We start from the raw sequence: 24,153 nt of genomic DNA, 5'->3' as shown, positions 1-24,153 counted from the left end.
CGAGACGACGAACACCACCGCGGCCCCGAGCGCCGAGCGCTTCCAGCCGCGGATCCGGGTGCCGTGCGTGGTCGCCTGCGAGAACTCGTCGCCCCCGGCCCCGGGGGCCGTCGCGAGCTGCCGGGTCCCGTCGAGCGACTTGATCAGCTGCGTCCGACCGGGGTCGTCGGTCGCCCTGCGCAGGACGGTGGTGGCGTCCACGGCGCGCAGGACCGTGGTGGCGTCCGCCTCCTCGGGCGCGGTCGCCGCGTCCACCCGGCGCAGGACCGTCGTGGCGTCCATCGCGCGCGGCACCGCGGCGGCGTCGGCGGACCCTTCGGCCTCCCGCAGGGCGATCCGCGTCTCGGGGGTCCCCCACGTCCCGTCCGCGTCACCGGCATCACGCTTCTGGCGCGTGTGCACGGTCACCTCACGGTCCGGGTGCTTCACCTGGACCGTGACCTCGCGGATCTGTTCACCCGTACGACGGAAGAAGTGCTGGAAGACCGAGCCACCGCAGGTGGCCACGATGCTCATCACCCCGGCGCCGAGAATCGTTCCGTACACGCCCAGTTGTGAGGCCGCCACCGCCGCCGCGACCGCCGCGACGGCACTGCCCGCGACCTGGGGCAGGCTGAGATCGATCCGCCTTTCTCTGGGTTCTATGTCACTTTCCGGCTTCTGCACCATTTCCAGCCCTTGATTGACATCGCTCCCACCATGCAACAAGAAGGGACATTTGAGCGAAGCCGATAGTTCCGTTTACGGTGATTCTGTGAAGCAGGACACGCGGGAGGGACATACCGCCCCGACCGGGTAACTCAACTCCCGTGCCTCACGAGAACTTCGGCGGCGCGGCGGTCCACCCACATGGCCCGAATGGAGTACTGTGGCGAGCCCTGGGGCCGGACTCCCGCGTGGAAGTCCGGAACCTTCGGGACGGGGCCGAAGGAGGCACTCGATCCGGCGGCGCCGCGGCATCGCACGGAGGCCGGCTGCACGGAGTGACCGACGGTCACTTTGTGTTGCGCAAGAGGTCACCGTGTCATACCGGCGATCAAGGGCTCACGCCCGACACGCCGGGCAACACGGCAATGTTGTGGCAGGCTGCACCCGGGCAGGCCACACTCGACTAGCGGAAGCAGCGACGCACGTGACGTCGGCAGGCACCACCCGGGAGGTCCCCATGCCCGAACTGCGTGTCGTGGCCGTCTCCAACGACGGCACACGACTGGTGCTCAAGGCTGCGGACAGCACGGAGTACACCCTTCCGATCGACGAGCGGCTGCGAGCCGCCGTGCGCAACGACCGCGCGCGGCTCGGCCAGATCGAGATCGAGGTGGAGAGCCACCTCCGCCCCCGCGACATCCAGGCCCGGATACGAGCCGGTGCCTCGGCGGAGGAAGTCGCTCAGTTCGCCGGGATTCCGGTGGACCGTGTCCGCCGCTTCGAGGGCCCCGTGCTCGCGGAGCGCGCCTTCATGGCCGAGCGGGCCCGGAAGACTCCTGTGCGCCGTCCGGGCGAGAACACCGGCCCCCAGCTCGGCGAGGCGGTGCAGGAGCGACTCCTGCTGCGCGGCGCCGACAGGGAAACCGTCCAGTGGGACTCCTGGCGCCGCGACGACGGCACCTGGGAGGTTCTCCTGGTGTACCGGGTCGCCGGTGAGCCGCACTCGGCGAGCTGGACGTACGACGCCCCGCGCCGGCTCGTCCAGGCGGTGGACGACGAGGCGCGCTCGCTGATCGGCGAGACCGACGACGTCGCCGCGCCCGAACCCAGCTTCCCGTTCGTTCCGCGGATCGCCCGGCTGCCGCGCGACCGGCCGCTGGACCGCGCCCTGGACCGTCAGATGGAGCGCCCCGCCCCGCCTCCGCCCCCGGAGCCGGAGGAGCGCATCGGCGGGGTCACGGCGAGCGAGCGCGATTCGCTCACCAGTCTCCTGGAGGCCGTACCCAGCTTCCGCGGCGACATGGTCGTGCCGGAGCGCCCCGCGCCGCCCGAGCCCCCGGCGATCGAACCGGCCGTGCGGGAGCCGGAGGCGGAGGATCCGCCCGCTCCGGCCGCCTCCGCGGGCGCCGGCTCCGCCTACGCGGATGTGCTGATGCCTCGCGCGGTGGCCGGTCACCGCGACCGCCTGACCGGGACGACGGACCGCCAGGCCGAGGCGGACGGCGTCCGGCCGGGCCGCCGGGCCGCGGTGCCGAGCTGGGACGAGATCGTCTTCGGCACGCGCCGCAAGAAACAGGACTGAACCGGGTGACCGCAGCATGACAAGGGCCCGTACGCGCTTGCGTACGGGCCCTTGTGCGCTGCCCGGGCGGAACCCGCCGCCCCGGTTCCGGCCCGCCGCCCGGTTACCGGGGTTCGGGACCCGTGGCGACCGGACGGGACTCGTCGGCCGACCACTCGGACCAGGAGCCCGCGTAGAGAGCGGCCCGGTAACCGGCGATCTCCAGCGCCAGCACCTCATGGGCGCCGGAGACGCCCGAGCCGCAGTAGACGCCGATGTCCGCGGTGTCCCCGTCGGCGCCCAGCCCGGCGAAGCGGGCGGCCAGCGCCTGGGCGGGCAGGAAGCGCCCGTCCGCGCCGACGTTCTCCCCCGTGGGGGCCGAGACCGCGCCGGGGATGTGCCCGCCCACCCGGTCGATCGGCTCCACATCGCCGCGGTAGCGCTCGGCGGCCCGCGCGTCGAGCAGCAGGCCCGAACGCGCCAGGGCCGCCGCGCCGTCCGCGTCCAGCAGGGGCAGTACGCCCGGCTCGGGGACGAAGTCGCCCTCGGCCGGGGCCGGGGTCTCCTTCGACAGCTCGCCGTTCCAGCAGGCGAGACCGCCGTCCAGCAACCGGACGTCCCGGTGCCCCGTCCAGCGCAGCAGCCACCAGGCGCGGGCCGCCGCCCAGCCCAGGCCGCCGTCGTACACGATCACCGAGCTGTCCCGGCCGACCCCGGCGCGGCGCATCACCGCGGCGAATTCCGCCGGGTCGGGAAGCGGATGACGGCCGCCGCTGCCCGCGGGCCCGGCGAGTTCGGCGTCCAGATCGACAAAGACCGCCCCGGGGATGTGCCCGGCTTCGTAGTCGGGCCGACCGTGCGGGCCGCCCAGTTGCCAACGTACGTCCAGGAGCACCGGCGGACGTGGACCCGCCGACTCGCTCACACATTCGGATGCGGAGATGATGGGCTTCATGGGAGCCATCCTCGCGCAGTTGCCTGCCCACCCGTAACAACGGCGAAATGGTCGTACTGGAACAAATGGGACCACGTCCGTCGAGATCACGGAAAGTGCGGCGCGGCCGGGGCGCATCGAGCGCCGGGTGGTGCAAGCATCTGCACGGGGCGTACACACCCCGTACCGCACGACGGCGCGCAGGCCCCGTTCCCCCGTACGGCCACCACGATGGTCCGAGGAGATAGTGACGATGACCGAGGCTGCCGCTCGGCGTACACCCGGAACACCTTGCTGGGTGAGCTTGATCGTGCACGGCCTGGACACGACCCAGAACTTCTACGCCGAACTGTTCGGCTGGGAGTTCGGACCGGGCCCGGAGCAGTTGGGCCCGTACGTCCGGGCACTGATCGACGGGAAGGAGGTCGCGGGCATCGGACAGCTGCCTCCCGACCGGCACCTCCCGATCGCCTGGACGACCTATCTGGCCACCGACGACGCCGATCTCACGGCGGAGTCGATCCGTGCCTGCGGCGGCACGGTGGGCGTCGGACCGCTCGACGCGGGCGAGGCGGGCCGGATGGCCATCGCCTCCGACCCGTGCGGGGCCGTCTTCGGGATCTGGCAGGCGGCCCGGCATGTGGGCACCGCGCTGGCGGGAGCACCCGGAACGCCGGTCTGGAACGAGCTGGTGACCCGGGAGACGGTGACGGTCGCCAAGTTCTACCAGGCGGTGTTCGGCTACGAGACGGAGGCCGTGGTCTCGGCCGACTTCGACTACCAGACCCTGCATCTGGACGGCCACCCGGTGGCGTCGCTGCACGGCGTGGGCCACGGCCTGCCACGGGACCGCGGCCCGCACTGGATGACGTACTTCGAGGTCGCCGACACGGACGAGGCGGCGCAGCACGTGGTGGAGCTCGGCGGACACATCCTCCAGCCGCCCAGGGAGGGGTCCAGCGGCAGGGTGGCGACCGTCGCCGATCCGGAGGGCGCGGCCTTCACGATCGTCCGTTCGGTGAAGCGCTGAGGCAGACGGGGCCGCCGGGTTCTCCGGCGGCCCCGGTGTGCGCTTTCGAGTGAACTTCGGGCATGTACTGGCCCGGTGCGGCCCGGTGAGTGAGACTCCACGTTCACGCTCGGTCAGGCCGACCGCAGCCACCGGGAGATCGCCGTGCACATCCTGCTCCTCACGAGTGCCTTCAACAGCCTCAGCCAGCGCGTTCAAGCCGAGCTCAAGGACCACGGGCACACCGTGGCCGTGGAGCTGACGCACGAGGACAGCCCGCTCCGGGACGTCGTGCGCCGGGAGGACCCGGACCTTGTCGTGGCGCCGTTCCTCAAGACCGCGATTCCCCAGGACGTGTGGTCGGTTCACACGTGTCTCGTCGTCCATCCCGGACCGGTCGGCGACCGTGGGCCCTCCTCACTCGACTGGGCCGTCCACGAGGGTGCGGACGAATGGGGTGTCACCGTCCTGCAGGCGAACGCGGAGATGGACGCGGGTGACGTATGGGCATCCGTGGCCTGTTCGCTGCCGCCGGTGGCGAAGAGCGATCTGTACCGCAACGAGATCTCGGACGCCGCCGTGGAGGCGGTGCTCCTGGCCGTCGGACGCTTCGCGTCCACGCCGTACACCCCGGCCCCGCAGAACTCCGGCGCCGACGACGGCTGCCGCCCCTATTTCGGCCAGTCACTGCGACGCATCGACTGGCGGTCGGACTCCACCGCAACGGTCGTCCGCAAGCTCAGGGCGGCGGACTCCCAGCCCGGGGTACTCGACGACCTGCTGGGCGGCGAGTGGTTCCTGCACGGCGGGCACCCCGAGTTCCGGCTGCGCGGACGTCCGGGGGAAGTGGTGGCCACCCGCGACGGCGCGATCTGCCGGGCGACCACCGACGGTGCGGTGTGGATCCCCGAGCTGCGGCCCCGGCGGACGCCGGGCGGTCCGGCCACGTTCAAGCTTCCGGCCACCTCGGCGCTCGCCGGGCGGCTGTCCGCCGTACCCGCCCGGCCGGCTCCGCTGCACCGGACCGGGCACGAGGACATCTGGTCCGAGATCAGCTATCGGGAGGAGGCGCGGACCGGCTTCCTCTCGTTCTCGTTCCGCGGCGGCGCGATGAGCACGGACCAGTGCGAACGCCTGCTGAGCGCCTACCGGTTCGCCTGTTCCAGGCCCACCTCGGTACTGGTCCTCGGCGGCGGACGGGACTTCTTCTCCAACGGCATCCATCTCAACGTGATCGAGGCGTCGGCCGATCCCGGCGCCGAGTCCTGGGCCAATATCAACGCCATGGACGACCTGGTGGAAGCGGTTCTGACCACCACGGACCGGCTCGTCGTCTCCGCGATGGCCGGAAATGCCGCGGCGGGCGGGGTGATGCTGGCTCTCGCCGCCGACGAGGTGTGGTGCAGGGCCGGTGCGGTGCTCAATCCGCACTACCGTCTGATGGGGCTGTACGGATCGGAGTACTGGACGTACACGCTGCCGCGGCGGGTGGGTACGGCGGTGGCCGACCGGTTGATGCAGGAGGCGCGGCCGGTCAGTTCCGGGGCGGCTCTGCGACTCGGACTGGTCGACAGGGTGATCGAATGCGGCCCTCAGTCGTTCGCCTCCGAAGCCGGCGCGCTGGCCTCCCGCCTGGCCGCGCTGCCGGCGACGCAGTCCCGTGTCAACGCCAAGAAGGCGGGGGGGGGCCATGTCGACCTGGCCCCCTACCGCGAGGCCGAACTCGCGCACATGCACCGCATCTTCGCGGATCCGCAGCATCCGTACCACGGGCTGCGCCGGGCCTTCGTGCGCAAGGAACGCCCCGCATCCGGCGCCGCCCTTCACCACACCGCGCATCCCCAGGGATGACCGCGACCACCCGGCGGAGCCGCTACCGCTGCGCCGCGAGCCAGTCGTACCAGTGGGTGAGTCCCTCGCCGGTGGTCGCGGAGACCGTCAGCACGTGCACGTCCGGGTTCACCGAGCGCGCGTGCCGTGCGCACTGCTCGACGTCGAAGTCGACGTGGGGCAGCAGATCGGCCTTGTTGATCAGGATCAGGTCGGCGGCGGCGAACATGTACGGATACTTCAGCGGCTTGTCCGTGCCCTCGGTGACCGAGATGATCACGACCTTGGCGCGCTCGCCCAGATCGAACAGGGCGGGGCACACCAGGTTCCCGACGTTCTCCACCATGAGCAGCGAGTCCTGGGGCGGGGACAGCGCCGTGAGCGCGTCCCGCATCATCTCCGCGTCGAGGTGGCATCCCGCTCCGGTGTTCACCTGCACCACGGCGCAGCCGGTGCGGCCGATCCGGTCGGCGTCGAGCCTGGTCTCCTGATCGCCCTCGATGACGGCCATCGGCCGCCGGCCGCCGAGATCGGTGATGGTGCGTTCGAACAGGGTGGTCTTGCCCGCGCCCGGTGAGCTCATCACGTTCACGGCCACGACGCCGCGATCCGTCATCCACGTCCGGTTGCGGTCCGCGAGGAGGTCGTTCTTGGCGAGCACCTTCTGCTCGATGGTGACGGTCTCGCCGGCGCCGTTCGGCCGAAGACCCCCGTGCGGATGCGGATGCGGGTGGGGATGCGGATGTCCGTGACCGGGTTCATCATCCTCCCGCAGCATCGCGATCCTGGTCCCGCCGCTCTCCTCGGAACAACCGCAAGTGCCACACATGGTTCAGCCCACTCTCATGGAAACGATCTGCAGTTCCTGTCCCGATGTGATCTCCACATCCGCGCTGCCGCAGGGACACAGCAGAATCAGGTCGGTCAGGGTGAATTCGACAGCGCAGGTACGGCAGCGGCCGGCACCGGGCGGCTGCTCGATCTCCAACTCGGCCCCCTCGGCGGCCGTTCCCTCGGTGACCAGGCCGAAGCAGAACCGCATCGAGTCGGGCACCACGGCGGTGAGCGCACCGACGCGGACGCGGACCGTGCGGACCGGACGCCCCTCGGCGCGTTCGCACACCGAGTCGACGACGCTCTGTGTGATGGCCAGCTCGTGCACCGGTCCTCGTCCTTCCTGGGGTGGCTCCGACCGTAGGGCGGCGGCGGGCCCTGCCGGCGTCCGACCGGACCGGTGCCCGGCCGGATCACCCGAGCGGTCCACAGCGTGCGGTCATTCGGCCCCCGGGAATGGGCAGGGTCATGAATTCCCCGTGTTGCCGGTGCACCCGAATCGAGGCGTGATGGTAGCAATGTGCGTACCCATCCGTGGGGGCCGATGGCCGGTGGGCCGTCATCCTGAAAGGCGGCACTTCCATGCCGACAGAGGAAGCGGTAAAGGCGGAGGACACTCTGATCCATGTCCTGTGGATCAACGCGGGACTGAGCTGTGACGGCGATTCCGTTTCGCTGACCGCCGCTACTCAGCCGAGCATCGAGGAGATCGCTCTCGGTGCCCTTCCCGGACTTCCGCAGGTCGCAGTCCACTGGCCGCTCATCGATTTCGAGTGCGGCCCCAACGGCGGCGCCGATGATTTTCTCGAATGGTTCTTCAAGGCCGACCGCGGAGAGCTGGAACCGTTCGTCCTGGTCGTCGAAGGCTCCATTCCGAACGAGCAGTTGCACGACGAGGGGTACTGGTGCGGATTCGGCAACGATCCCGCCACCGGTCAGCCGATGACCACGAGTGAGTGGCTCGACCGGCTGGCCCCGAAGGCCACCGCGGTCGTCGCGGTCGGCACCTGTGCGACGTACGGCGGTATCCACGCCATGGCGGGCAACCCGACCGGCGCGATGGGCGTGCCCGACTACCTGGGCTGGGACTGGAAGTCCAAGGCCGGGATCCCGATCGTGTGCGTCCCCGGGTGCCCGATCCAGCCGGACAACCTGTCGGAGACGCTCACCTACCTGCTCTACATGGCCACCGACCAGGCCCCGATGATCCCGCTCGACGAGGCTCTGCGGCCGACGTGGCTGTTCGGGTCGACGGTCCACGAGGGCTGCGACCGGGCCGGGTACTACGAGCAGGCCGACTTCGCGACGGAGTACGGCTCACCGAAGTGCATCGTCAAGCTGGGCTGCTGGGGACCCACGGTCAAGTGCAACGTGCCCAAGCGCGGCTGGATGAACGGCATCGGCGGCTGCCCCAACGTCGGTGGCATCTGTATCGGCTGCACCATGCCGGGGTTCCCGGACAAGTTCATGCCGTTCATGGACGAGCCGCCGGGCGGAAAGCTCTCGACCAACGCGGTAGGGCTGTACGGGTCGACGATGCGGCGGCTGCGCCACATCACCACGCACACCCTGGACCGCGAACCGAAATGGCGTAAGCCCGGCAAGGAACTCACGACCGGCGCCGCACGCACCTGGTAAGTGACCGCGCAATCACCGCAACGGACAGAAAGATGAGGCGGCGCACATGACCGCGACGCAGCACAAGGGTGCCGGGGGAGGCCAGGGAAAGAACGACCTGGTCGAAATGGCGTGGGATCCCATTACCCGGATCGTCGGCAGCCTGGGCATCTACACCAAGATCGACTTCAAGCAGAAGGTGGTTGCCGAGTGCCACAGCACCAGCTCCATCTTCCGCGGCTATTCGGTCTTCATGAAGGGAAAGGACCCGCGGGACGCGCACTTCATCACGAGTCGCATCTGCGGAATCTGCGGTGACAACCACGCCACGTGTTCCTGTTACGCGCAGAACATGGCGTACGGGGTGAAGCCGCCGCACCTGGGCGAATGGATCGTCAACCTCGGCGAGGCCGCGGAGTACATGTTCGACCACAACATCTTCCAGGAGAACCTGGTCGGGGTCGACTACTGCGAGAAGATGGTCGCGGAGACCAACCCCGGGGTGCTGGAGCAGGCCAACCGCACCCAGTCCCCGCACGGCGACGCCCACGGATACAAGACCATCGGCGACATCATGCGGTCGCTGAACCCGTTCACCGGCGAGTTCTACCGCGAGGCGCTCCAGGTCAGCCGGATGACCCGGGAGATGTTCTGTCTGATGGAGGGGCGCCACGTCCACCCCTCCACGCTGTATCCCGGCGGCGTCGGCACCGTGGCGACCATCCAGCTGATGACGGACTACATCACCCGGCTCCAGCGGTACGTCGAGTTCATGAAGAAGGTCGTGCCGATGCACGACGACCTCTTCGACTTCTTCTACGAGGCCCTGCCGGGGTACGAGCAGGTCGGCAACCGGCGCATCCTGCTGGGCTGCTGGGGCTCCTTCCAGGACCCGGAACACTGCAACTTCGAGTACAAGGACATGACCGACTGGGGACGGAAGATGTACGTCACCCCCGGTGTCGTCGTCGACGGGAAGCTGGTCACCACCGACCTGGTGAAGATCAATCTCGGCATCCGCATCCTGCTCGGCTCGTCGTACTACAACGACTGGGACGAGCAGGAGACGTTCGTGTCCCACGACCCGCTCGGCAACCCGGTCGACCGGCGCCACCCGTGGAACCAGCACACCAACCCGCAGCCGCAGAAGCGGGACCTGGACGACAAGTACAGCTGGGTCATGTCGCCCCGGTGGTTCGACGGCAAGGACTACCTGGCGCTCGACACGGGCGGCGGACCGCTCGCGCGGCTGTGGACCACCGCGCTGGCCGGCCTGGTCGACATCGGCTACATCCAGGCCACCGGCCACAGCGTCAAGATCAACCTCCCCAAGACCGCGCTCAAGGGGCCGGTCGAGCTGGAGTGGCACGTCCCCAAGTGGAGCAACACCATCGAGCGCAACCGGGCGCGCAGCTACTTCCAGGCCTACGCGGCCGCCTGCGCGCTCCACTTCGCGGAGAAAGCGCTCGCGGAGATCAGGTCCGGGAACACCAAGACCTGGGAGAAGTTCGAGGTGCCCGAGGAGGGTGTGGGCTGCGGGTTCACCGAGGCGGTGCGCGGGGTTCTCTCGCACCACATGGTGATCCGGGACGGCAAGATCGCCAACTACCACCCGTACCCGCCGACCCCGTGGAACGCGAGTCCTCGCGACACGTACGGCACGCCCGGTCCCTACGAGGACGCCGTGCAGGGCCAGCCGATCTTCGAGGAGAACGACCGCGAGAACTTCAAGGGCATCGACATCATGCGCACGGTGCGCAGCTTCGACCCCTGTCTGCCCTGCGGCGTGCACATGTATCTCGGCGAGGGCAAGAAGCTGGAACTCCTGCACTCCCCCACCCAGTCCGCGGGCAGCGAGTGATGGCGCGGGAGGAATCCCCGCAGGCACCGGACTGGCGGACGACCGGTGACCGCATCGACACCCTGATCACCGCCAGCGGCTCGGGCGGCGCGGTCGCCCGTGAGCGCAGCGAGGAACTGGTCCGGCTGGTCGTCGACTTCTACGGCGCCGGGCTGGAGCGGCTGCTCGGCCTCGTGCACGAGCAGGGGCGGCTGGACGACGAGGTCCTGGCCGCCCTGGCCGGCGACGACCTGGTGGCCAGCGTCCTGCTGGTGCACGGGCTGCACCCGTACGGCGTGGAGACGCGGGTCGAGCAGGCGCTGGAGAGCGTGCGGCCGTATCTGGGTTCGCACGGCGGTGATGTGGAGCTGCTCGCCGTGACCGACGAGGGCACCGTCCGGCTGCGGCTGCTGGGCAGCTGCGACGGCTGCCCGTCGTCCTCGGTCACGCTCAAGCTGGCCGTGCAGGGTGCGGTGGAGGCGGCGGCTCCGGAGATCACCTCGATCGAGGTCGAGACCGCCGCCGAGCAGGAGTCCGGGGCGGCGGGGCCGCTGGTGCCGGTGGACTCGCTGTTCGCCCGGCTGCACACGGATGCCGGAGCAGCCCCTGACGACGGCGCGTCGTGGGAGGTCGTGCCCGAGCTGGCGGGGCTGGAATCCGGCGCCGTGGCCCGGATGGAGGTCGGCCGGATGCCGGTCGTGGCCTGCCGGGTGGGTGCGGACCTCTTCGCCTTCGAGGACCGGTGCGCGCGCTGCGAGCGGCCGTTCGAGGGTGCCACTCTGGCGCGGCGGCTGGGCGGCGGCTCAGGGGACGCGATCCTGCGCTGCGCCGGCTGCCGGGCCCACTACGACGTGCGGCGGGCGGGTGTCTGCCTCGACGAGGACGGCGCCCATCTGGCCCCGTTGCCGCTGCTGTCGGACGGCGGCGAGGTCTCCGTGTCTGTGCCCGCGGCGGTGGCGCCGTGATCGCGGCCGGCCGTTCCGCCTCCCCGGCGTCCACGCTGCTGCGCCTCAGCCGCGACCGGCCGCCGCCCCTCGCCGGGGAGCGCTGCGAGATGTGCGCGGAGCCGATCGGCGAGAGCCACTCCCATGTGGTGAACCTCGACAGCCGGGCCCTGATGTGCGGCTGCCGGGCCTGCTACCTGCTGTTCACCGACGAGGCGGCGCAGCTGCGCTACCGGGCGGTCCCCGAGCGCTATCTGCACTTCGCCGGGCTGACCGTGGACGGGCGCGCCTGGGACGAGTTGCAGATCCCGGTCGGGCTCGCCTTCCTGTTCCGCAATTCGGTCCAGGACCGCATGGTCGCGTTCTATCCGGGTCCGGCCGGGGCCACCGAATCGGAACTGCCGCTGGACGCCTGGGCGGCCGTCGTCGAGTCGAGCCCGGAGCTCGCCGGACTGCGTCCCGATGTCGAGGCGTTGCTGATCCGGCGCACTCCGGGGAGCGGCGGTTCGTGCCATCTGGTGCCGATCGACGCCTGTTACGAGCTGGTGGGGCAACTGCGCACGCTGTGGCGCGGCTTCGACGGCGGTTCCGAGGCACGCACCGCGATGGAGTCCTTCTTCGCCCGGGTGGCGGAGCGCAGCCGGCCCGCCGCGGGGATCGGGGCGCCGTGAACGACTTCGCGTTCTCCGTCCTCGACGTCTTCGCCGAGCCGTACGCGGCCGCGCCGCAGCTGACGGCGCGGCTGCGGATCGAGGAGCGGACGGGCCGGCGGATCCACGCCATCGCGCTGCACTGCCAGGTCCGCATCGAGCCGCAGCGGCGCCACTACGACGATGCCGAACAGAGCGGTCTGCACGCCCTGTTCGGCGGCCGGGACCGCTGGACGGACACCCTGAAGCCGTTCCAGTGGATGAGCTGCGACACCACGGTGCAGGGGTTCAGCGGGGCCACCGAGGTCGACCTCGCGCTGCCCTGTACGTACGACTTCGATGTGATCGGCTCCCGCTATCTGCACGCCCTGGGAGAGGGTTCGGTCCCGCTCGCCCTGATGTTCTCCGGCACGGTCTTCACCCGCGGCAGCAAGGGCTTCGGGGTGGAGCAGGTGCCGTGGGACTGCGAGGCCCGCCACTCCATGCCGGTCGAGGTGTGGCGGCGCATGGTGGCGGCACACTTCCCGAACACCGGCTGGATCAGGCTGGACCACGAGGTGCTGGCGCGCTTCGCGGACTTCCGGGCCCGGCGCGGGCTGATCAGCTGGGACGAGACGGTCCAGGCCCTCCTGGCCGAGCACGACGAGGTGAGTCCGGTGAGCGGTGACCGGACGCGTTCGGACGAGGTGGTCCCGCTATGAGCCTTGACCAGGTGCGCTCGATCGCCGACGCCGTCCTGTACGAGGGGTACCTGCTCTACCCGTACCGGGCGAGCTCCCACAAGAACCGCTCGCGCTGGCAGTTCGGGGTCCTCGGCCCGCCGAACGCCGCACCGGCGAGTTTCGGCGAGCAGCCGGAGATGGAGACGCAGTGCCTGCTGGCACCGCACGACGGACCGGCGGCCGTCACCGTACATCTGCGCTTCCTCCAGCTCCAGGTCCGCGAGGTGCGGAGCCCGGGCGCGGACGGGGTGGAGGTGCCGGTCGACCAGCTCACCGTGGACGGGGTCCCGGTGCTGTCCTGGGACGAGGCGGTCGAGCGGGAAGTCGTGCTGGCCGCGCTGCCGCTGGGTGAGCCGACGGACACCGTCCATGAGGTCCCCGGCGGTGAGGACAGCGAGCCGGTGACCGACGCGCGGGGCGCGGTGGTGGGCCGGATCGTGCGGCGGCGGCTGCCGTTGACGGTCCGTATCCGTACGGACACCGTCATGGACGACGGATATGTGCGCCTCTCGGTGGCGGTGCGCAACGAGCACCCGGAGCCGGCGGCCACCAAGGACGACGCGATCCGGGCCTCGCTGATCGGCGCGCACCTGCTGCTGCGGACGCACGACGCGGAGTTCGTCTCGCTGCTCGAACCGCCCGCCGGGGCGGCGGGCGCGGCCGGCCGTTGCCGGCAGCGCAGGTGCTGGCCCGTGCTCGCCGGTCCGAAGGGGACGACGGACATCCTGCTCGGTGCGCCGATCATCCTGTACGACTACCCGGAGGTCGCCGAGCAGAGCCCAGGCGCCCTGTTCGACTCGACCGAGATCGACGAGATCCTGACCCTCCGGGTGATGACCATGACGGAGGCGGAGAAGGCGGAGGCGCGGGCCACCGACCCGCGCGCCAGGGAGATCATCGACCGCTGCGACGGTATGTCGCCCGCCGGCCTCCAGCAGCTGCACGGACTGCTGCGCGACCCCCACCGGCCGCAGCCCGCGGCCGTCGTGGAGCCCGCGGCCGACGTGCGGGACGTGGAGCCCGCCGCCTTCGACACCTCGGGCGCCCCCTGGTGGGACCCGGCGGCCGATGCCTCGGTGCGGCCGGGGAGCGACGCGGTGGTGATCGACGGGGTCCGGGTGGCCAAGGACAGCCTGGTCCGCGTCCATCCGTCCCGGCGTGCCGACGCGCAGGATCTGTTCTTCGCCGGCCAGGTGGCCCGGGTGACCGCGGTCCTCTCGGACGTGGACGGCGGCACGCACGTCGCCCTGGTCCTCGTCGACGACCCGGCAGCGGACCTGCACGACTGGTACGGCCGCTACTTCTACTTCGCACCCGACGAGCTGACACCGCTGACCGTCCAGGAGACGGCGCGGATCCGAGAGGAGAACCCATCGTGAAGATCGTGGGCATCATCACCGCCGGCGTGGCGGCGGCCGTGGCGCTGGTCGCCGTGGGCGTCGGCATCAAGTCGATCCCCGACGTCCGCCGCTATCTGCGCATCCGTTCGATGTGAGTCGTGAAATTCCGATGTGAGTGAGGAAGTGCATCCCATGGCCGACACGCCGAAGAAGGACAGCACCGTCGCGGAGGAGCCGCAGGAGGAACGGGGCCCGAAGGGGTCACGCGACACCGGCTCGGACAAACCGTCGGGTGGTCCGAGCGACCGCCCCTCGGGCACCTCGGACAAGAAGTCGGACACCTCCGTACAGCCGCAGGAGCCCCGTGACCCGGACTCGCCCGACCTCCAGTCCGGCGGCGGCTGATGCCCGGACCACCCGGCCGGGGACCGCGGGCGGAGCTCATCAGGACGACGGAACCGGGCCGGCCGGACGGCACGGACACCCGGCGCGGGGCCGTGCCGCCGTGCGAGGAGGCCGTCCGGCACAGCGAGGGGTCCGGGACAGCGGCCGTCGGCACGGGGCGGTCCCGCCGGCCGCGCACCCCGCGCGCCGGGGACCGGACCTGACGTGGCCGCCCGGGTACTGGTGGCAGGCATCGGCAATCTGTTCCTCGGCGACGACGGCTTCGGCCCGGAGGCCGTCCGCCGGCTGGCCAGCGACGGCGGACTGCCGCCGCAGGCAAGGGTGGTGGACTACGGCATCCGTGGCATGCACCTCGCGTACGACCTGCTGGACGGGTACGACGCGCTGGTGCTGGTCGACGCGTACCCGGGGGGCGGGGCGCCCGGGGAGCTGACGGTGCTGCGTATCGGCGCGGAGGACCTCGGTACGGGTGAATTCGACGCTCATGGGATGAATCCGGTCGCTGTCCTTGCAAACCTGGATCAATTGGGCGGTACTCTTCCGCTCACTTACCTCGTCGGCTGCACACCCGCCGGAGTCGAGGAGGGCATCGGGCTCAGCGAAGCCGTCGAAAGCGCGGTGCCCGAGGCCGTCCAGACAGTGCACACCCTGGTCCGGCAGCTCGTGCCGGCCGGACCACCCGTACCGAACGCGTCCGTGAAGAGCGCCGAACCCCGGAGATCCTGATCATGTGCCTAGGCATTCCTGGCCGCGTCGTGGAGATCGTGGACGGGTATGCGGGCCAGCTGGCTCTGGTCGATGTGGAGGGTGCCAGGCGCCGCGTCAACATCGGCATGCTCGACGAGGCACCCGGTTGCGACGACTGGGTGCTTCTTCACATGGGCTTCGCCGTCGAGCTCATCGACCGGGCGAAGGCCCGCGAGGCCCTGTCCGGCCTGGAGATGATGGGCCGCGGCCGGGCGGAGCGCGTCCGGCGCAGGTTCGAGGTGCGCGGAATCGTGCAGGGCGTGGGCTTCCGGCCCTTCGTCTACGTCACCGCCTCCGAGCTGATGCTCACGGGCACGGTGACGAACACCGGCGACGGGGTGCTCGCCGAGGTCGAGGGACCCTCCGACGCGGTGGAGGAGTTCGGCCGCCGGCTCCGTACCGACGCCCCGCCGCTCGCGGTCGTCGAGGACGTGCGCACCAGCGAACAGCCGACGCGGGGCGGTACGGGCTTCACGATCGAGGAGTCCAGCGGGGGCGGCCGGGCCAGGACACTCGTCTCGCCCGACACCGCCACCTGCCGGGACTGCCTCGACGAGCTGGCCGACCCGGCGAACCGGCGCCACCGCCACCCCTTCATCACCTGTACGCACTGCGGTCCCCGGTTCACGATCGTCACCGGTCTCCCGTACGACCGGGCCGCCACCACGATGGCGGACTTCGAGATGTGCGGGGCCTGCCGGGCTGAGTACGAGGATCCGCGTGACCGGCGCTTCCACGCCCAGCCGATCGCCTGCCCCGACTGCGGACCGCGGCTCGAACTGGTCGGCGGGGACGGGCTGCCCCGCTCCCGTGACGAGGACGCGCTGCGGGCCGCTCGGGAGCTGCTCGCCGGCGGCGGGATCATCGCGGTCAAGGGGCTCGGCGGCTACCACCTGGTGTGCGACGCCCGAAACGACACGGCCGTGGCCGAGCTGCGCCGGCGCAAGCGGCGCGGCTCGAAGCCCTTCGCGGTGATGGTGCCGGGGCTCGACGTGGCGCGGGAGCTGGTGACCGTCACCGCCGAGGAGGAGGAGCTCCTGACCGGCGGCCGCCGGCCGATCGTCCTCCTGCCCCGACGGGACTCGGCCGGGTCCGGGGCGTCCGGGTCCGGTGTGTCCGATGCCGTGGCGCCCGGGAGCCCCGACCTCGGGCTGCTGCTTCCGTACACCCCGTTGCACGTCCTGCTCTTCGGGCTCGGTGCCGACCGGCCGGGCCCGGACGCGCTGGTCATGACGTCCGCCAATCTGTCGGGCGAGCCGATCGTCACCGACGACGAGGCCGCCCTCACCGCGCTGGCCCCGCTGGTCGACGCCTGGCTGCGCCACGACCGGCGCATCCATGTGCCGTGCGACGACTCGGTCAGCCGCTGGGTGGCCGGTGCCGAGCTGCCGATCCGCCGCTCGCGGGGATACGCCCCGCTGCCGCTCGCACTGCCCTTCGACGTGGAGCCGACGCTCGCCGTGGGCGCCGACCTCAAGAACACCTGCGCGCTGGGCGAGGGCCGTTACGCCTGGCTGAGCCAGCACATCGGCGATATGGACGACCTGTCCACGGTGGACGCGCTGACCCGTACCGAGAGGCATCTGGAAGACCTCACCGGGGTGGCGCCCGCCCGGCTGGTGGCCGACCGTCACCCCGGCTATCACTCGGCCGGCTGGGCCCGCGCGCACGCGGCCGGGCGGCCGGTCCGCACGGTGCAGCACCACCACGCCCACATCGCGTCCGTGATGGCCGAGCACGGTCTGGGCGCGGACGAGCGCGTGATCGGCATCGCCTTCGACGGCACCGGTCACGGCGACGACGGCGCGGCCTGGGGCGGTGAGGTCCTGGTGGCGGGCTACGCGTCCTTCCACCGGGCCGCGCACCTGGGTTACGCAGCGCTGGCCGGGGGCGACGCGAGTGTGCTGCGTCCGTACCGGATGGCTCTGGCGCACCTGTACGCGGCCGGCATCCCCTGGGACGGGGACCTGCCCGCGGTCGCCGCGTGCCCGCCCGCGGAACGCGACGTGCTGGCACATCAGTTCGCCACCGGGTTCGGCTGCGTGCCCACGTCGAGCATGGGCCGGCTCTTCGACGCCGTCGCGTCCCTGACCGGCGTCCGGCACGAGGTGGCGTACGAGGCACAGGCCGCCATGGAGCTGGAGGGGCTGGCCCGGGGCGCACACGGTGTCCCCGCCGCTCCCGAGGGCGGCTACCGCTTCGGCATCCGGCCCGCGACGGGCGAGGAGCCCGCGATCGCCGATCCGGGGCCAGTCGTCCGGGCCGTCGTGTCCGACGTACGGGCGGGCGTTCCCGCCGGGCTGATCGCCGCGCGCTTCCACGCGTCCGTCGCCGCAATGGTCATCGAACTCGCGGACCACTGCCGTACGCACACCGGTCTCGGCACCGTGGCTCTGGGCGGTGGTGTCTTCCAGAACGCCGTACTGCTCGAAGCGACGCAACAGGGCCTGGCGGAGGCAGGTTTCACCGTCCTGCGGCCCCGGCTGCTCCCGCCGAACGACGGCGGGATCGCCCTCGGCCAGCTCATGATCGCCGCGGCGGGCTGACCGCCCGGCGCCTGCCGTACCCAAGGGATTCACAGAGAAGAGAAACCATGTGTCTCGCTGTTCCGGGGCGTGTCCTCAGTACCGCAGAAGTCGACGGCACCGTGATGGCCGAGGTCGACTTCGGCGGGGTGCGCAAAGAGGTGTGTCTCCAGTACATCCCCGATGTGACCGTCGGTGAATACGTCATCGTGCACGTCGGATTCGCCATTCAGCGCCTCGACGAAGCCTCCGCCCGGGACACCCTGGCCAACTTCGAACGGCTCGGCATCCTCGCCGAGGAGTTCGGGGACGGCTTCGAACTCGCCGCACAGCAGAGCACGTCACCCGAAGGAGCCGGCCGGTGAAGTACCTCGAAGAGTTCAGCGACCCCGACCTCGCGAAGAAGCTGATCGACGAGATCCATGCGGCCACCACTCAGAAGTGGGCGATGATGGAGGTCTGCGGCGGACAGACCCACTCGATCATCCGGCACGGCATCGACCAGCTCCTCCCCGAAGGCGTGGAGATGATCCACGGGCCGGGCTGTCCCGTCTGTGTCACCCCGCTGGAGACCATCGACCGCGCACTGGCGATCGCCGCCCGCCCCGGTGTCATCTTCTGCTCGTTCGGCGACATGCTGCGCGTGCCGGGCAGCAGCCAGGACCTGTTCTCCGTCAAGAGCGCCGGCGGCGACGTACGCGTGGTGTACTCACCCCTCGACGCGCTGAAACTGGCCCGCGAGAACCCGGACCGTGAGGTCGTCTTCTTCGGGATCGGGTTCGAGACCACCGCCCCCGCCAACGCGATGACGGTGTACCAGGCCAAGCAGCTGGGGGTCAGGAACTTCTCACTGCTGGTGTCCCACGTCCTGGTGCCGCCCGCGATCGCCGCCATCATGGAGTCCCCCGCCTGCCGGGTGCAGGCGTTCCTCGCCGCCGGTCATGTGTGCAGTGTGATGGGGACGGCCGAGTACCCTCCGCTGGCGCAGAAGTACAAGGTTCCGATCGTGGTCACCGGCTTCGAGCCGCTGGACATCCTCGAAGGCGTCCGCCGGACCGTCCTCCAGCTCGAAGCGGGCCGCCACGAGGTGGAGAACGCCTACCCCCGGGCCGTACGCGACGAGGGCAACGCGCCCGCCATGAAGATGCTCGCCGATGTCTTCGAGGTGACGGACCGGACCTGGCGCGGCATCGGGGCGATTCCCCGCAGCGGCTGGCGGCTCTCCGGGAAGTACCGGGAGTTCGACGCGGAGCAGCGGTTCGACGTGACGGACATCCACACCGCCGAGTCGTCGCTCTGCCGGTCGGGCGAGGTCCTCCAGGGCCTGATCAAACCGCACCTGTGCGAGGCGTTCGGCAAGGAATGCACGCCGAGGAACCCGCTCGGCGCGACCATGGTGTCGTCCGAGGGCGCGTGCGCCGCGTACTACACCCACCGCCGCCTGGAACTGGTCGATGCGAAGTGACGGACGCCATGCAGGACTTGACTGAAGCGATGCAGGACATGACCGGCACGATGCGCGACGCCTGCGACGCGCTGCCGGGGCCGGCCGGGCTGGACTTCGAGGGGTGGACCTGTCCCCTGCCGCTGCGGGACGTCCCGTCCGTCGTGATGGGCCACGGTGGCGGCGGCGCGATGTCCGGCGAGCTGATCGAGCATCTGTTCCTGCCCGCGTACGGGGCCGCGGCAGCCGCCGAGCTCGGTGACTCGGCCGTCCTGACGGTCGGCTCCGACACCCGTCTCGCCTTCTCCACGGACTCGTTCGTGGTGAAGCCGATGTTCTTCCCGGGCGGGTCGATCGGCGATCTGGCGGTGAACGGGACGGTCAACGACCTGGCCATGTCGGGTGCGACCCCGCTGTTCCTGTCGACCGCCTTCATCCTCGCGGAGGGCACCGAGCTGAGCGTCCTCGGCCGGATCGCGCGGGCGGTGGGCCGGGCGGCCGAGGCCGCCGGCGTACGGCTGGTCACCGGGGACACCAAGGTCGTGGAGCGCGCCAGTGGTGACGGCGTCTACCTCAACACCTCGGGCATCGGCGTGGTGCCGGCCGGTGTCGACATTCACCCGCGCCGGGCCCGCCCCGGCGACGCCGTGCTCGTCAGCGGCGACATCGGGGTGCACGGGGTGGCGGTGATGAGCTGCCGGGAGGGCCTGGAGTTCGGTACGACGGTCGAGAGCGACACCGCTCCGCTGCACGGGCTGGTCGCCGCCATGCTCGCCACCGGTACGGACGTCCATGTGCTCCGGGACCCCACGCGCGGGGGTGTCTCCGCGTCGCTGAACGAGATCGCCCGTGCTTCGGAGGTGGGCATCGAGCTGGTCGAGCGGCTGCTGCCGGTGCCGCCCGCGGTGCGGGACGCGTGCAGTCTGCTCGGGCTCGACCCGCTCCAGGTGGCCAACGAGGGCAAGCTGATCGCCATCGTGCCCGCCGCGGACGCGGACCGGGTGCTGGCCGCGATGCGGGCGCACCCCCTGGGCCGGTCCGCGTGCAGGATCGGCAGCTGCGTTCCGGATCACGCCGGGATGGTGGTCGCGAGGACGGGCCTGGGCGGGAGCCGCGTGATCGGGCTGCCGATCGGCGAACAACTGCCGAGGATCTGCTGAGTGAGCGCTGAGGGCGCGCTGATGTTCGCGCGATACGCGTACCCGCCCAATGAGCTCGGCTACTGCGGACCCGCTGACGCGGCGGCCCTCCTGCGCCGGGAGGCGACCGCCGACATCGAGCGGCGGGCCCGGCAGTTCGAGGGGGCCTGGTGCTATCTCCAGTTCCTCGCGGAGACGGCCGGACTCCCGGACCCGCTCGATGTGCGGGTGGTCGAGGCCTACTGGATCGGCAACGAGCTGCTGGAGCTGGCCGATCCCGCCGCCCTGGTCGAACGCCTGACGGACCGTTTCCGCGGTCAGCTGGGCGGTACCTGGCGTGAGGCGGTGCGGCGGGCCCTGGCCCACCACAGCTTTCAGGTGTTCGAGGTGTATCCGTGGGCGCCGATGCTCCGGCCGGACGGGAATCCGACCGCCCTGTCCGTCCTGGACCGGTGCCGCATCCGGACGGGCGAGGTCCTCACGGGCGGCGACGAGGTGGCGACCGTACGGTCCCGTCCGCTGGTCTGGGACGGCGCCGCGACCGCCACCGGCGACTGGCAGGAGGAGACCGTGCGCCTCTCGGCCGGCGGGCGGACGCTGATCGACGGCGTCTCCCCCGGCGACCGGGTGGCACTGCACTGGGACTGGGTGTGCGACGTGCTCAGCGAGGAGCAGGCCCTGCGCATCGAGTCCTTCGAGGCGCGCACCCGCACCGGGATGGGTCTGCTCGTTCCGTAGGCCACGGCCCGGCGCGCACGAAGGGGGGTGCCCCCGCAATCGGTGCCGCGGAGGGTGCTCAGGCCCGCGCGCCGCCGTCGACCGGGAGGACCGCGCCGGTCACGTAGGAGGCGCGGTCGCTGAGGAGCCAGGCTGCGGCCTGCGCGATTTCCTCGGGGTCGGCCATGCGGCGCAGCGGATTCCCCGCCTCGATCCGCCGGCGGAGACCGGGTGACCTCGCCTCCCAGGTACGGATCATCTCGGTGCGCGTGCCGCCTGGGGCGATCGCGTTGACCCGGATGCCCTCCGGGCCGTAGGTGACGGCGGCCGACTCGGTCAGGCTGTTGACCGCCCGCTTCATCGCACCGTAGGCGGGCAGCTCGGGGTTGCCCCGCAGGCTGCCGACGCTGGAGTTGTTGACGATGGCCCCCGTCCCGCCGGTCGCCCGGATCGCGGCGACCTCGGCGACCATGGCCAGCCAGGGGCCCCTGAGGTTCACGGCGTAGACGTGGTCGAGGTCGGCCTCGCGTACCTGGTCCATCGGGCCCGGCGGCACGATGGTGGCGCCGTTGTTGAAGGCGATGTCGAGCCTGCCGTACAGGTCCACGGTGCGGTTGACGGCGGCACGCACGCCGGCCGCGTCGGCCAGATCGCACCGTACGTAGTCGGCGGTTCCGCCCGCGGCCCGGACTTCCTCGGTCACTGCCTTCAGCTGTGCCTCGGTCCGGGCCGCGAGCAGCACCCGGGCGCCCTCCCGGGCGAACAGCCGCGCCGCGGCGGCGCCGATCCCCCGCCCGGCACCAGTGATGAAGGCGACCTTGCCGGCCAGCAGGCCCGAAGCGGCGGGGGCGGACGGATCAGTGGTGGGTGTGTTGTCCATGGCAGCGAGCCTGCGCCGTGCCGCGGCCTCCATCCAGGCACCAGGAATACCTGGATCGGGGCCGCGCCACCCGCGCACACTGGGGGTGTGGACAGACGAGAACTGGCGGCCTTCCTGCGCAGCAGGCGCGAGCGGATCAGCCCCGCCGACGTGGGACTGCCGACCGGGCCGCGCCGGCGCACTCCAGGGCTGCGCCGCGAGGAGGCGGCGCAGCTGGCGTTCATCTCGACCGAGTACTACACACGGCTGGAGCAGGCCCGCGGTCCGCACCCGTCGCGCGAGGTGCTGGCCGGGCTGGCCCGCGCCCTGCGCCTTTCGGACGCCGAGCGCGACCACCTCCACCACCTCGCCGGCGTACCGCCGGGCCCCCCGCCCGGCCCTTCGCGCGAGGTGCGGCAGAGCGTTCTCGACCTGCTGCGGCGGCTGCCGCAGGCGGCGGCGATCGTGACGTCCGCGACGTTCGAGGTGATCGCCTGGAACGATCTGGCGGCCGCGCTCATGGAGGACTTCTCCGCACTGGCACCGCGCGACCGCAATCTGGTGCGCAAGGTCTTCCTCGGGCCGGCCCCGCAGGGGCGGCGGCTGTACGGAGTGTCGGACGCGGACGGGTTCGCCCGCGCCTCGGCCCGGCAGCTGCGCGCCACCGCCGCCCGCTACCCCGACGATCCCGAGGTGACCCGGCTGGTGGACGAACTCCTCTCCGGAAGCGCTGAGTTCGCCCGGCTGTGGGCCTCCCACGACGTCTGCGCAGAACCCACCCTGCGCAAGACCTTCCAGCACCCGCTGGTCGGCCCGGTCACGGTCAACTGCGACGCCCTGGACCTGCGGGACCGCGACCAGCGGGTCGTCATCTACACCGCCACGCCCGGCTCACCGTCCGAGGAAGCACTGCGGCTGTTGTCGGTCTTCGGTACGCAGCGCATGGACGTGCCCGGCTGAGCCGCGTCGGGCCGCGGTCCGGCCGTGGAGCCGTCGGGGTGCGCCGGGCGCGCCGCCGACGAAGCCGGGCCGGCGCCACCTCGGTTGCGGTCAGAGCGAGTTGATCTCCTCGCCGGACAGTACCCCGGCCCAGGTGCGCACCTCGTCGATGTCGCCGTCGAGGTGGTGGGCCCCGACTCCTCCGGCTGCGGAGTCCCGGCCGGCCTGGAGGAACCTCGTGGCTTCCCAGGCGTCGGCCGCCGCGTAGGGCTCGCTGTCGGCGAGGGCGCCGTCGATCCAGAGCTGAACCTCGCCGGCCTTCGCGTCGTACTGGAGCAGCAGGGTCTGCGTGCCGCCCGGCGCCGGCCCGCTGAGCTCCGTTGTACCCGCGTCCGGCTCGTCGGCGTGGGCGAGGACGACGCGCCAGGTCCGGTCCGCCGCGTGGTGGCGGAGGGTGAAGGCATCCGCTTGCCGGCCGGTCTGCGAGAGCACGGCCATGTCCCGGCCGGGTGTGCCGTGCAGCCGGACCTTCGCCGAGACAGCCCAGCTCTTTGCTGTGTTGAGCGGCGGGATGTCGCTTTCGAGGTAGTCGCCGTCGCCGTCCAGCGTCACGCTGCCGTTCCCCGCCAGCGCGTCATCGGTGGTGACGTGTGCGTCGCCGCTGAGCAGGAAGTGCCCGTGGTGGTCCACCGCGGGGATGACCGTCAGCCCGTTGTCCCAGGTCTCGGCGCTCTCCATCTGCCAGTGGGCGAGGAGCCGCGGCTTGCGACGGGCGAGCGCGGCGATCTCGGCGGGGTCGATGGCCGAGTCCCACAGCCTGACGTCCGCGAGGTTGCCTTGCCATCGCGTCGAGTAGTCGTTGCCGTCCCGCCCCATCACGAAGTTCCACAGGGCGGTGTCCTCGGGCACGGCCGCTTCCCCGGTGGCCACCGGAGCGCCGTCCACGTAGAGCCGGGCGGTGCCCGTCGCGGGGTCGTAGGCCCCGGCGAGGTAGGCCCACTCGCCAGCCTGCGGGGTGCCGCCGGTGACCCGGGTCGTCCGGCCGTCCGCCGATGGCAACGTGAAGCTCCAGGTGGGATTCCCGGCGGCGTCGGTGGTCGCGCCGAGGGAGAAGTTGGGCGTGCTCGAAATGCCGGACTGGTTGATGGCCGTCATGTCCCGGCCGGTGTCCTCGGGGAGCACCCACACCCCGGCGGTGAAGGCGCGCGTGGTGTCCACGGCGATGCCGTCCGTGTTCACGTAGCTGTGGTCACCCCCGTCGAGGTGGGCCGAGCCCGGGGACTCCCCGCCAGGCCCCTGATCCCCCAACCGCACGCCGCCGCCGGGCTGGCCCCGGTAGGGTCCCGCCCACGCCGCGGCCCGCAGGGAGCCGCTGGGGTCGTCGAGCCGCCAGGCCGCCACCGGCCGGGTCTCCGTCACTGCCGTGGCCCGCCCGTCGATCGACGGGCG

At 71.3% G+C, this 24,153-nt stretch carries 23 protein-coding genes and 1 pseudogene; 18 read left to right on the top strand and 6 right to left on the bottom strand.

Annotated features, from left to right (window positions below; translation table 11 throughout):
- Nucleotides 1-669 (bottom strand): annotated as a pseudogene (locus J1C73_RS11945) (hypothetical protein); the annotation flags it as partial.
- A gap of 496 nt (nucleotides 670-1,165) precedes the next feature.
- On the opposite strand from J1C73_RS11945, the gene sepH reads away from it, so the two are divergent.
- The gene (gene sepH / locus J1C73_RS11940; RefSeq protein WP_123462902.1) at nucleotides 1,166-2,230 is read left to right on the top strand and encodes a septation protein SepH; all 1,065 of its coding nucleotides are present in this window, start codon (nucleotides 1,166-1,168) and stop codon (nucleotides 2,228-2,230) included.
- Nucleotides 2,231-2,333: 103 nt separating this feature from the next.
- On the opposite strand, the gene J1C73_RS11935 is transcribed toward sepH, so the two are convergent.
- Nucleotides 2,334-3,164 (bottom strand): sulfurtransferase, encoded by an 831-nt coding sequence (locus J1C73_RS11935; RefSeq protein ID WP_207316347.1) that lies wholly within the window; start codon nucleotides 3,162-3,164, stop codon nucleotides 2,334-2,336.
- A gap of 232 nt (nucleotides 3,165-3,396) precedes the next feature.
- Between J1C73_RS11935 and J1C73_RS11930 the strand changes: the two genes are divergently transcribed.
- Both J1C73_RS11930 and J1C73_RS11925 read left to right on the top strand, forming a co-directional pair.
- Nucleotides 3,397-4,173 carry a VOC family protein gene (locus J1C73_RS11930; RefSeq protein ID WP_207316346.1) on the top strand — a complete coding sequence of 259 codons (777 nt, stop codon included), beginning with the start codon at nucleotides 3,397-3,399 and terminating at the stop codon, nucleotides 4,171-4,173.
- A gap of 144 nt (nucleotides 4,174-4,317) precedes the next feature.
- Nucleotides 4,318-6,003, top strand: a complete 1,686-nt coding sequence (locus J1C73_RS11925) for a hydrogenase maturation protein (RefSeq protein ID WP_207316345.1) — start codon at nucleotides 4,318-4,320, stop codon at nucleotides 6,001-6,003.
- Between the two features lie 22 nt (nucleotides 6,004-6,025).
- Here J1C73_RS11925 and hypB read toward each other — a convergent pair whose 3' ends face one another.
- Both hypB and J1C73_RS11915 read right to left on the bottom strand, forming a co-directional pair.
- Nucleotides 6,026-6,760 (bottom strand): hydrogenase nickel incorporation protein HypB, encoded by a 735-nt coding sequence (hypB, locus tag J1C73_RS11920; RefSeq protein WP_207316344.1) that lies wholly within the window; start codon nucleotides 6,758-6,760, stop codon nucleotides 6,026-6,028.
- 54 nt (nucleotides 6,761-6,814) lie between these two features.
- Nucleotides 6,815-7,144 carry a hydrogenase maturation nickel metallochaperone HypA/HybF gene (locus J1C73_RS11915; RefSeq protein ID WP_207316343.1) on the bottom strand — a complete coding sequence of 110 codons (330 nt, stop codon included), beginning with the start codon at nucleotides 7,142-7,144 and terminating at the stop codon, nucleotides 6,815-6,817.
- A gap of 254 nt (nucleotides 7,145-7,398) precedes the next feature.
- Here J1C73_RS11915 and J1C73_RS11910 point away from each other — a divergent pair, with 254 nt between their 5' ends.
- The 14 genes from J1C73_RS11910 (at nucleotide 7,399) to J1C73_RS11850 (ending at nucleotide 20,927) form a co-directional block, all read left to right on the top strand.
- On the top strand, nucleotides 7,399-8,454 hold the full coding sequence (locus tag J1C73_RS11910; protein ID WP_123462892.1) for an NADH-quinone oxidoreductase subunit B family protein: 1,056 nt from the start codon (nucleotides 7,399-7,401) through the stop codon (nucleotides 8,452-8,454).
- Between the two features lie 46 nt (nucleotides 8,455-8,500).
- The gene (locus J1C73_RS11905; RefSeq protein ID WP_123462890.1) at nucleotides 8,501-10,294 is read left to right on the top strand and encodes a nickel-dependent hydrogenase large subunit; all 1,794 of its coding nucleotides are present in this window, start codon (nucleotides 8,501-8,503) and stop codon (nucleotides 10,292-10,294) included.
- Nucleotides 10,294-11,238, top strand: a complete 945-nt coding sequence (locus J1C73_RS11900) for a NifU family protein (protein WP_207316342.1) — start codon at nucleotides 10,294-10,296, stop codon at nucleotides 11,236-11,238. The genes J1C73_RS11905 and J1C73_RS11900 overlap by 1 nt, the downstream gene beginning before the upstream one ends.
- The gene (locus J1C73_RS11895; RefSeq protein WP_207316341.1) at nucleotides 11,235-11,888 is read left to right on the top strand and encodes a DUF5947 family protein; all 654 of its coding nucleotides are present in this window, start codon (nucleotides 11,235-11,237) and stop codon (nucleotides 11,886-11,888) included. Before J1C73_RS11900 ends, J1C73_RS11895 begins: the two co-directional genes overlap by 4 nt.
- Nucleotides 11,885-12,568 carry a DUF6084 family protein gene (locus J1C73_RS11890; RefSeq protein ID WP_207316340.1) on the top strand — a complete coding sequence of 228 codons (684 nt, stop codon included), beginning with the start codon at nucleotides 11,885-11,887 and terminating at the stop codon, nucleotides 12,566-12,568. The genes J1C73_RS11895 and J1C73_RS11890 overlap by 4 nt, the downstream gene beginning before the upstream one ends.
- Nucleotides 12,565-13,968 carry a hypothetical protein gene (locus J1C73_RS11885; protein ID WP_207316339.1) on the top strand — a complete coding sequence of 468 codons (1,404 nt, stop codon included), beginning with the start codon at nucleotides 12,565-12,567 and terminating at the stop codon, nucleotides 13,966-13,968. The genes J1C73_RS11890 and J1C73_RS11885 overlap by 4 nt, the downstream gene beginning before the upstream one ends.
- Nucleotides 13,965-14,084, top strand: a complete 120-nt coding sequence (locus tag J1C73_RS35960; protein WP_372446678.1) for a DUF6893 family small protein — start codon at nucleotides 13,965-13,967, stop codon at nucleotides 14,082-14,084. The genes J1C73_RS11885 and J1C73_RS35960 overlap by 4 nt, the downstream gene beginning before the upstream one ends.
- 37 nt (nucleotides 14,085-14,121) lie before the next feature.
- Nucleotides 14,122-14,334 (top strand): hypothetical protein, encoded by a 213-nt coding sequence (locus tag J1C73_RS11880; RefSeq protein WP_207316338.1) that lies wholly within the window; start codon nucleotides 14,122-14,124, stop codon nucleotides 14,332-14,334.
- A 204-nt stretch (nucleotides 14,335-14,538) separates the two neighbouring features.
- Entirely contained in the window at nucleotides 14,539-15,060 is a 522-nt protein-coding gene (locus J1C73_RS11875) for a hydrogenase maturation protease (protein WP_207316337.1), read from the top strand.
- Nucleotides 15,061-15,062: 2 nt separating this feature from the next.
- On the top strand, nucleotides 15,063-17,627 hold the full coding sequence (gene hypF / locus J1C73_RS11870; RefSeq protein WP_207316336.1) for a carbamoyltransferase HypF: 2,565 nt from the start codon (nucleotides 15,063-15,065) through the stop codon (nucleotides 17,625-17,627).
- Nucleotides 17,628-17,674: 47 nt separating this feature from the next.
- A complete protein-coding gene (locus J1C73_RS11865) occupies nucleotides 17,675-17,971 on the top strand; it encodes a HypC/HybG/HupF family hydrogenase formation chaperone (RefSeq protein WP_207316335.1) in 297 nt (98 codons plus the stop codon).
- Complete coding sequence (gene hypD, locus J1C73_RS11860; RefSeq protein ID WP_207316334.1) at nucleotides 17,968-19,071, top strand: hydrogenase formation protein HypD; 1,104 nt, start codon at nucleotides 17,968-17,970, stop codon at nucleotides 19,069-19,071. The genes J1C73_RS11865 and hypD overlap by 4 nt, the downstream gene beginning before the upstream one ends.
- Before the next feature lie 29 nt (nucleotides 19,072-19,100).
- Nucleotides 19,101-20,210, top strand: coding sequence for a hydrogenase expression/formation protein HypE (gene hypE, locus J1C73_RS11855; RefSeq protein ID WP_207316348.1), 1,110 nt, complete (start codon nucleotides 19,101-19,103; stop codon nucleotides 20,208-20,210).
- Entirely contained in the window at nucleotides 20,211-20,927 is a 717-nt protein-coding gene (locus J1C73_RS11850; RefSeq protein ID WP_207316333.1) for a DUF6390 family protein, read from the top strand.
- A gap of 58 nt (nucleotides 20,928-20,985) precedes the next feature.
- Here J1C73_RS11850 and J1C73_RS11845 read toward each other — a convergent pair whose 3' ends face one another.
- Nucleotides 20,986-21,786, bottom strand: a complete 801-nt coding sequence (locus tag J1C73_RS11845; protein ID WP_207316332.1) for an SDR family NAD(P)-dependent oxidoreductase — start codon at nucleotides 21,784-21,786, stop codon at nucleotides 20,986-20,988.
- An 87-nt stretch (nucleotides 21,787-21,873) separates the two neighbouring features.
- Between J1C73_RS11845 and J1C73_RS11840 the strand changes: the two genes are divergently transcribed.
- Nucleotides 21,874-22,725, top strand: coding sequence for a helix-turn-helix transcriptional regulator (locus J1C73_RS11840; RefSeq protein WP_207316331.1), 852 nt, complete (start codon nucleotides 21,874-21,876; stop codon nucleotides 22,723-22,725).
- A 90-nt stretch (nucleotides 22,726-22,815) separates the two neighbouring features.
- Here the strand turns inward: J1C73_RS11840 and J1C73_RS11835 are convergent.
- Nucleotides 22,816-24,153: LamG domain-containing protein (locus J1C73_RS11835; protein WP_207316330.1), on the bottom strand; the 1,338-nt coding region annotated here is incomplete at its 5' end.

This window comes from Streptomyces laculatispora, assembly GCF_017353455.1.
In the GTDB taxonomy this organism is placed as follows: domain Bacteria; phylum Actinomycetota; class Actinomycetes; order Streptomycetales; family Streptomycetaceae; genus Streptomyces; species Streptomyces laculatispora.
This window is presented reverse-complemented; position numbering and strand designations above follow the sequence as displayed.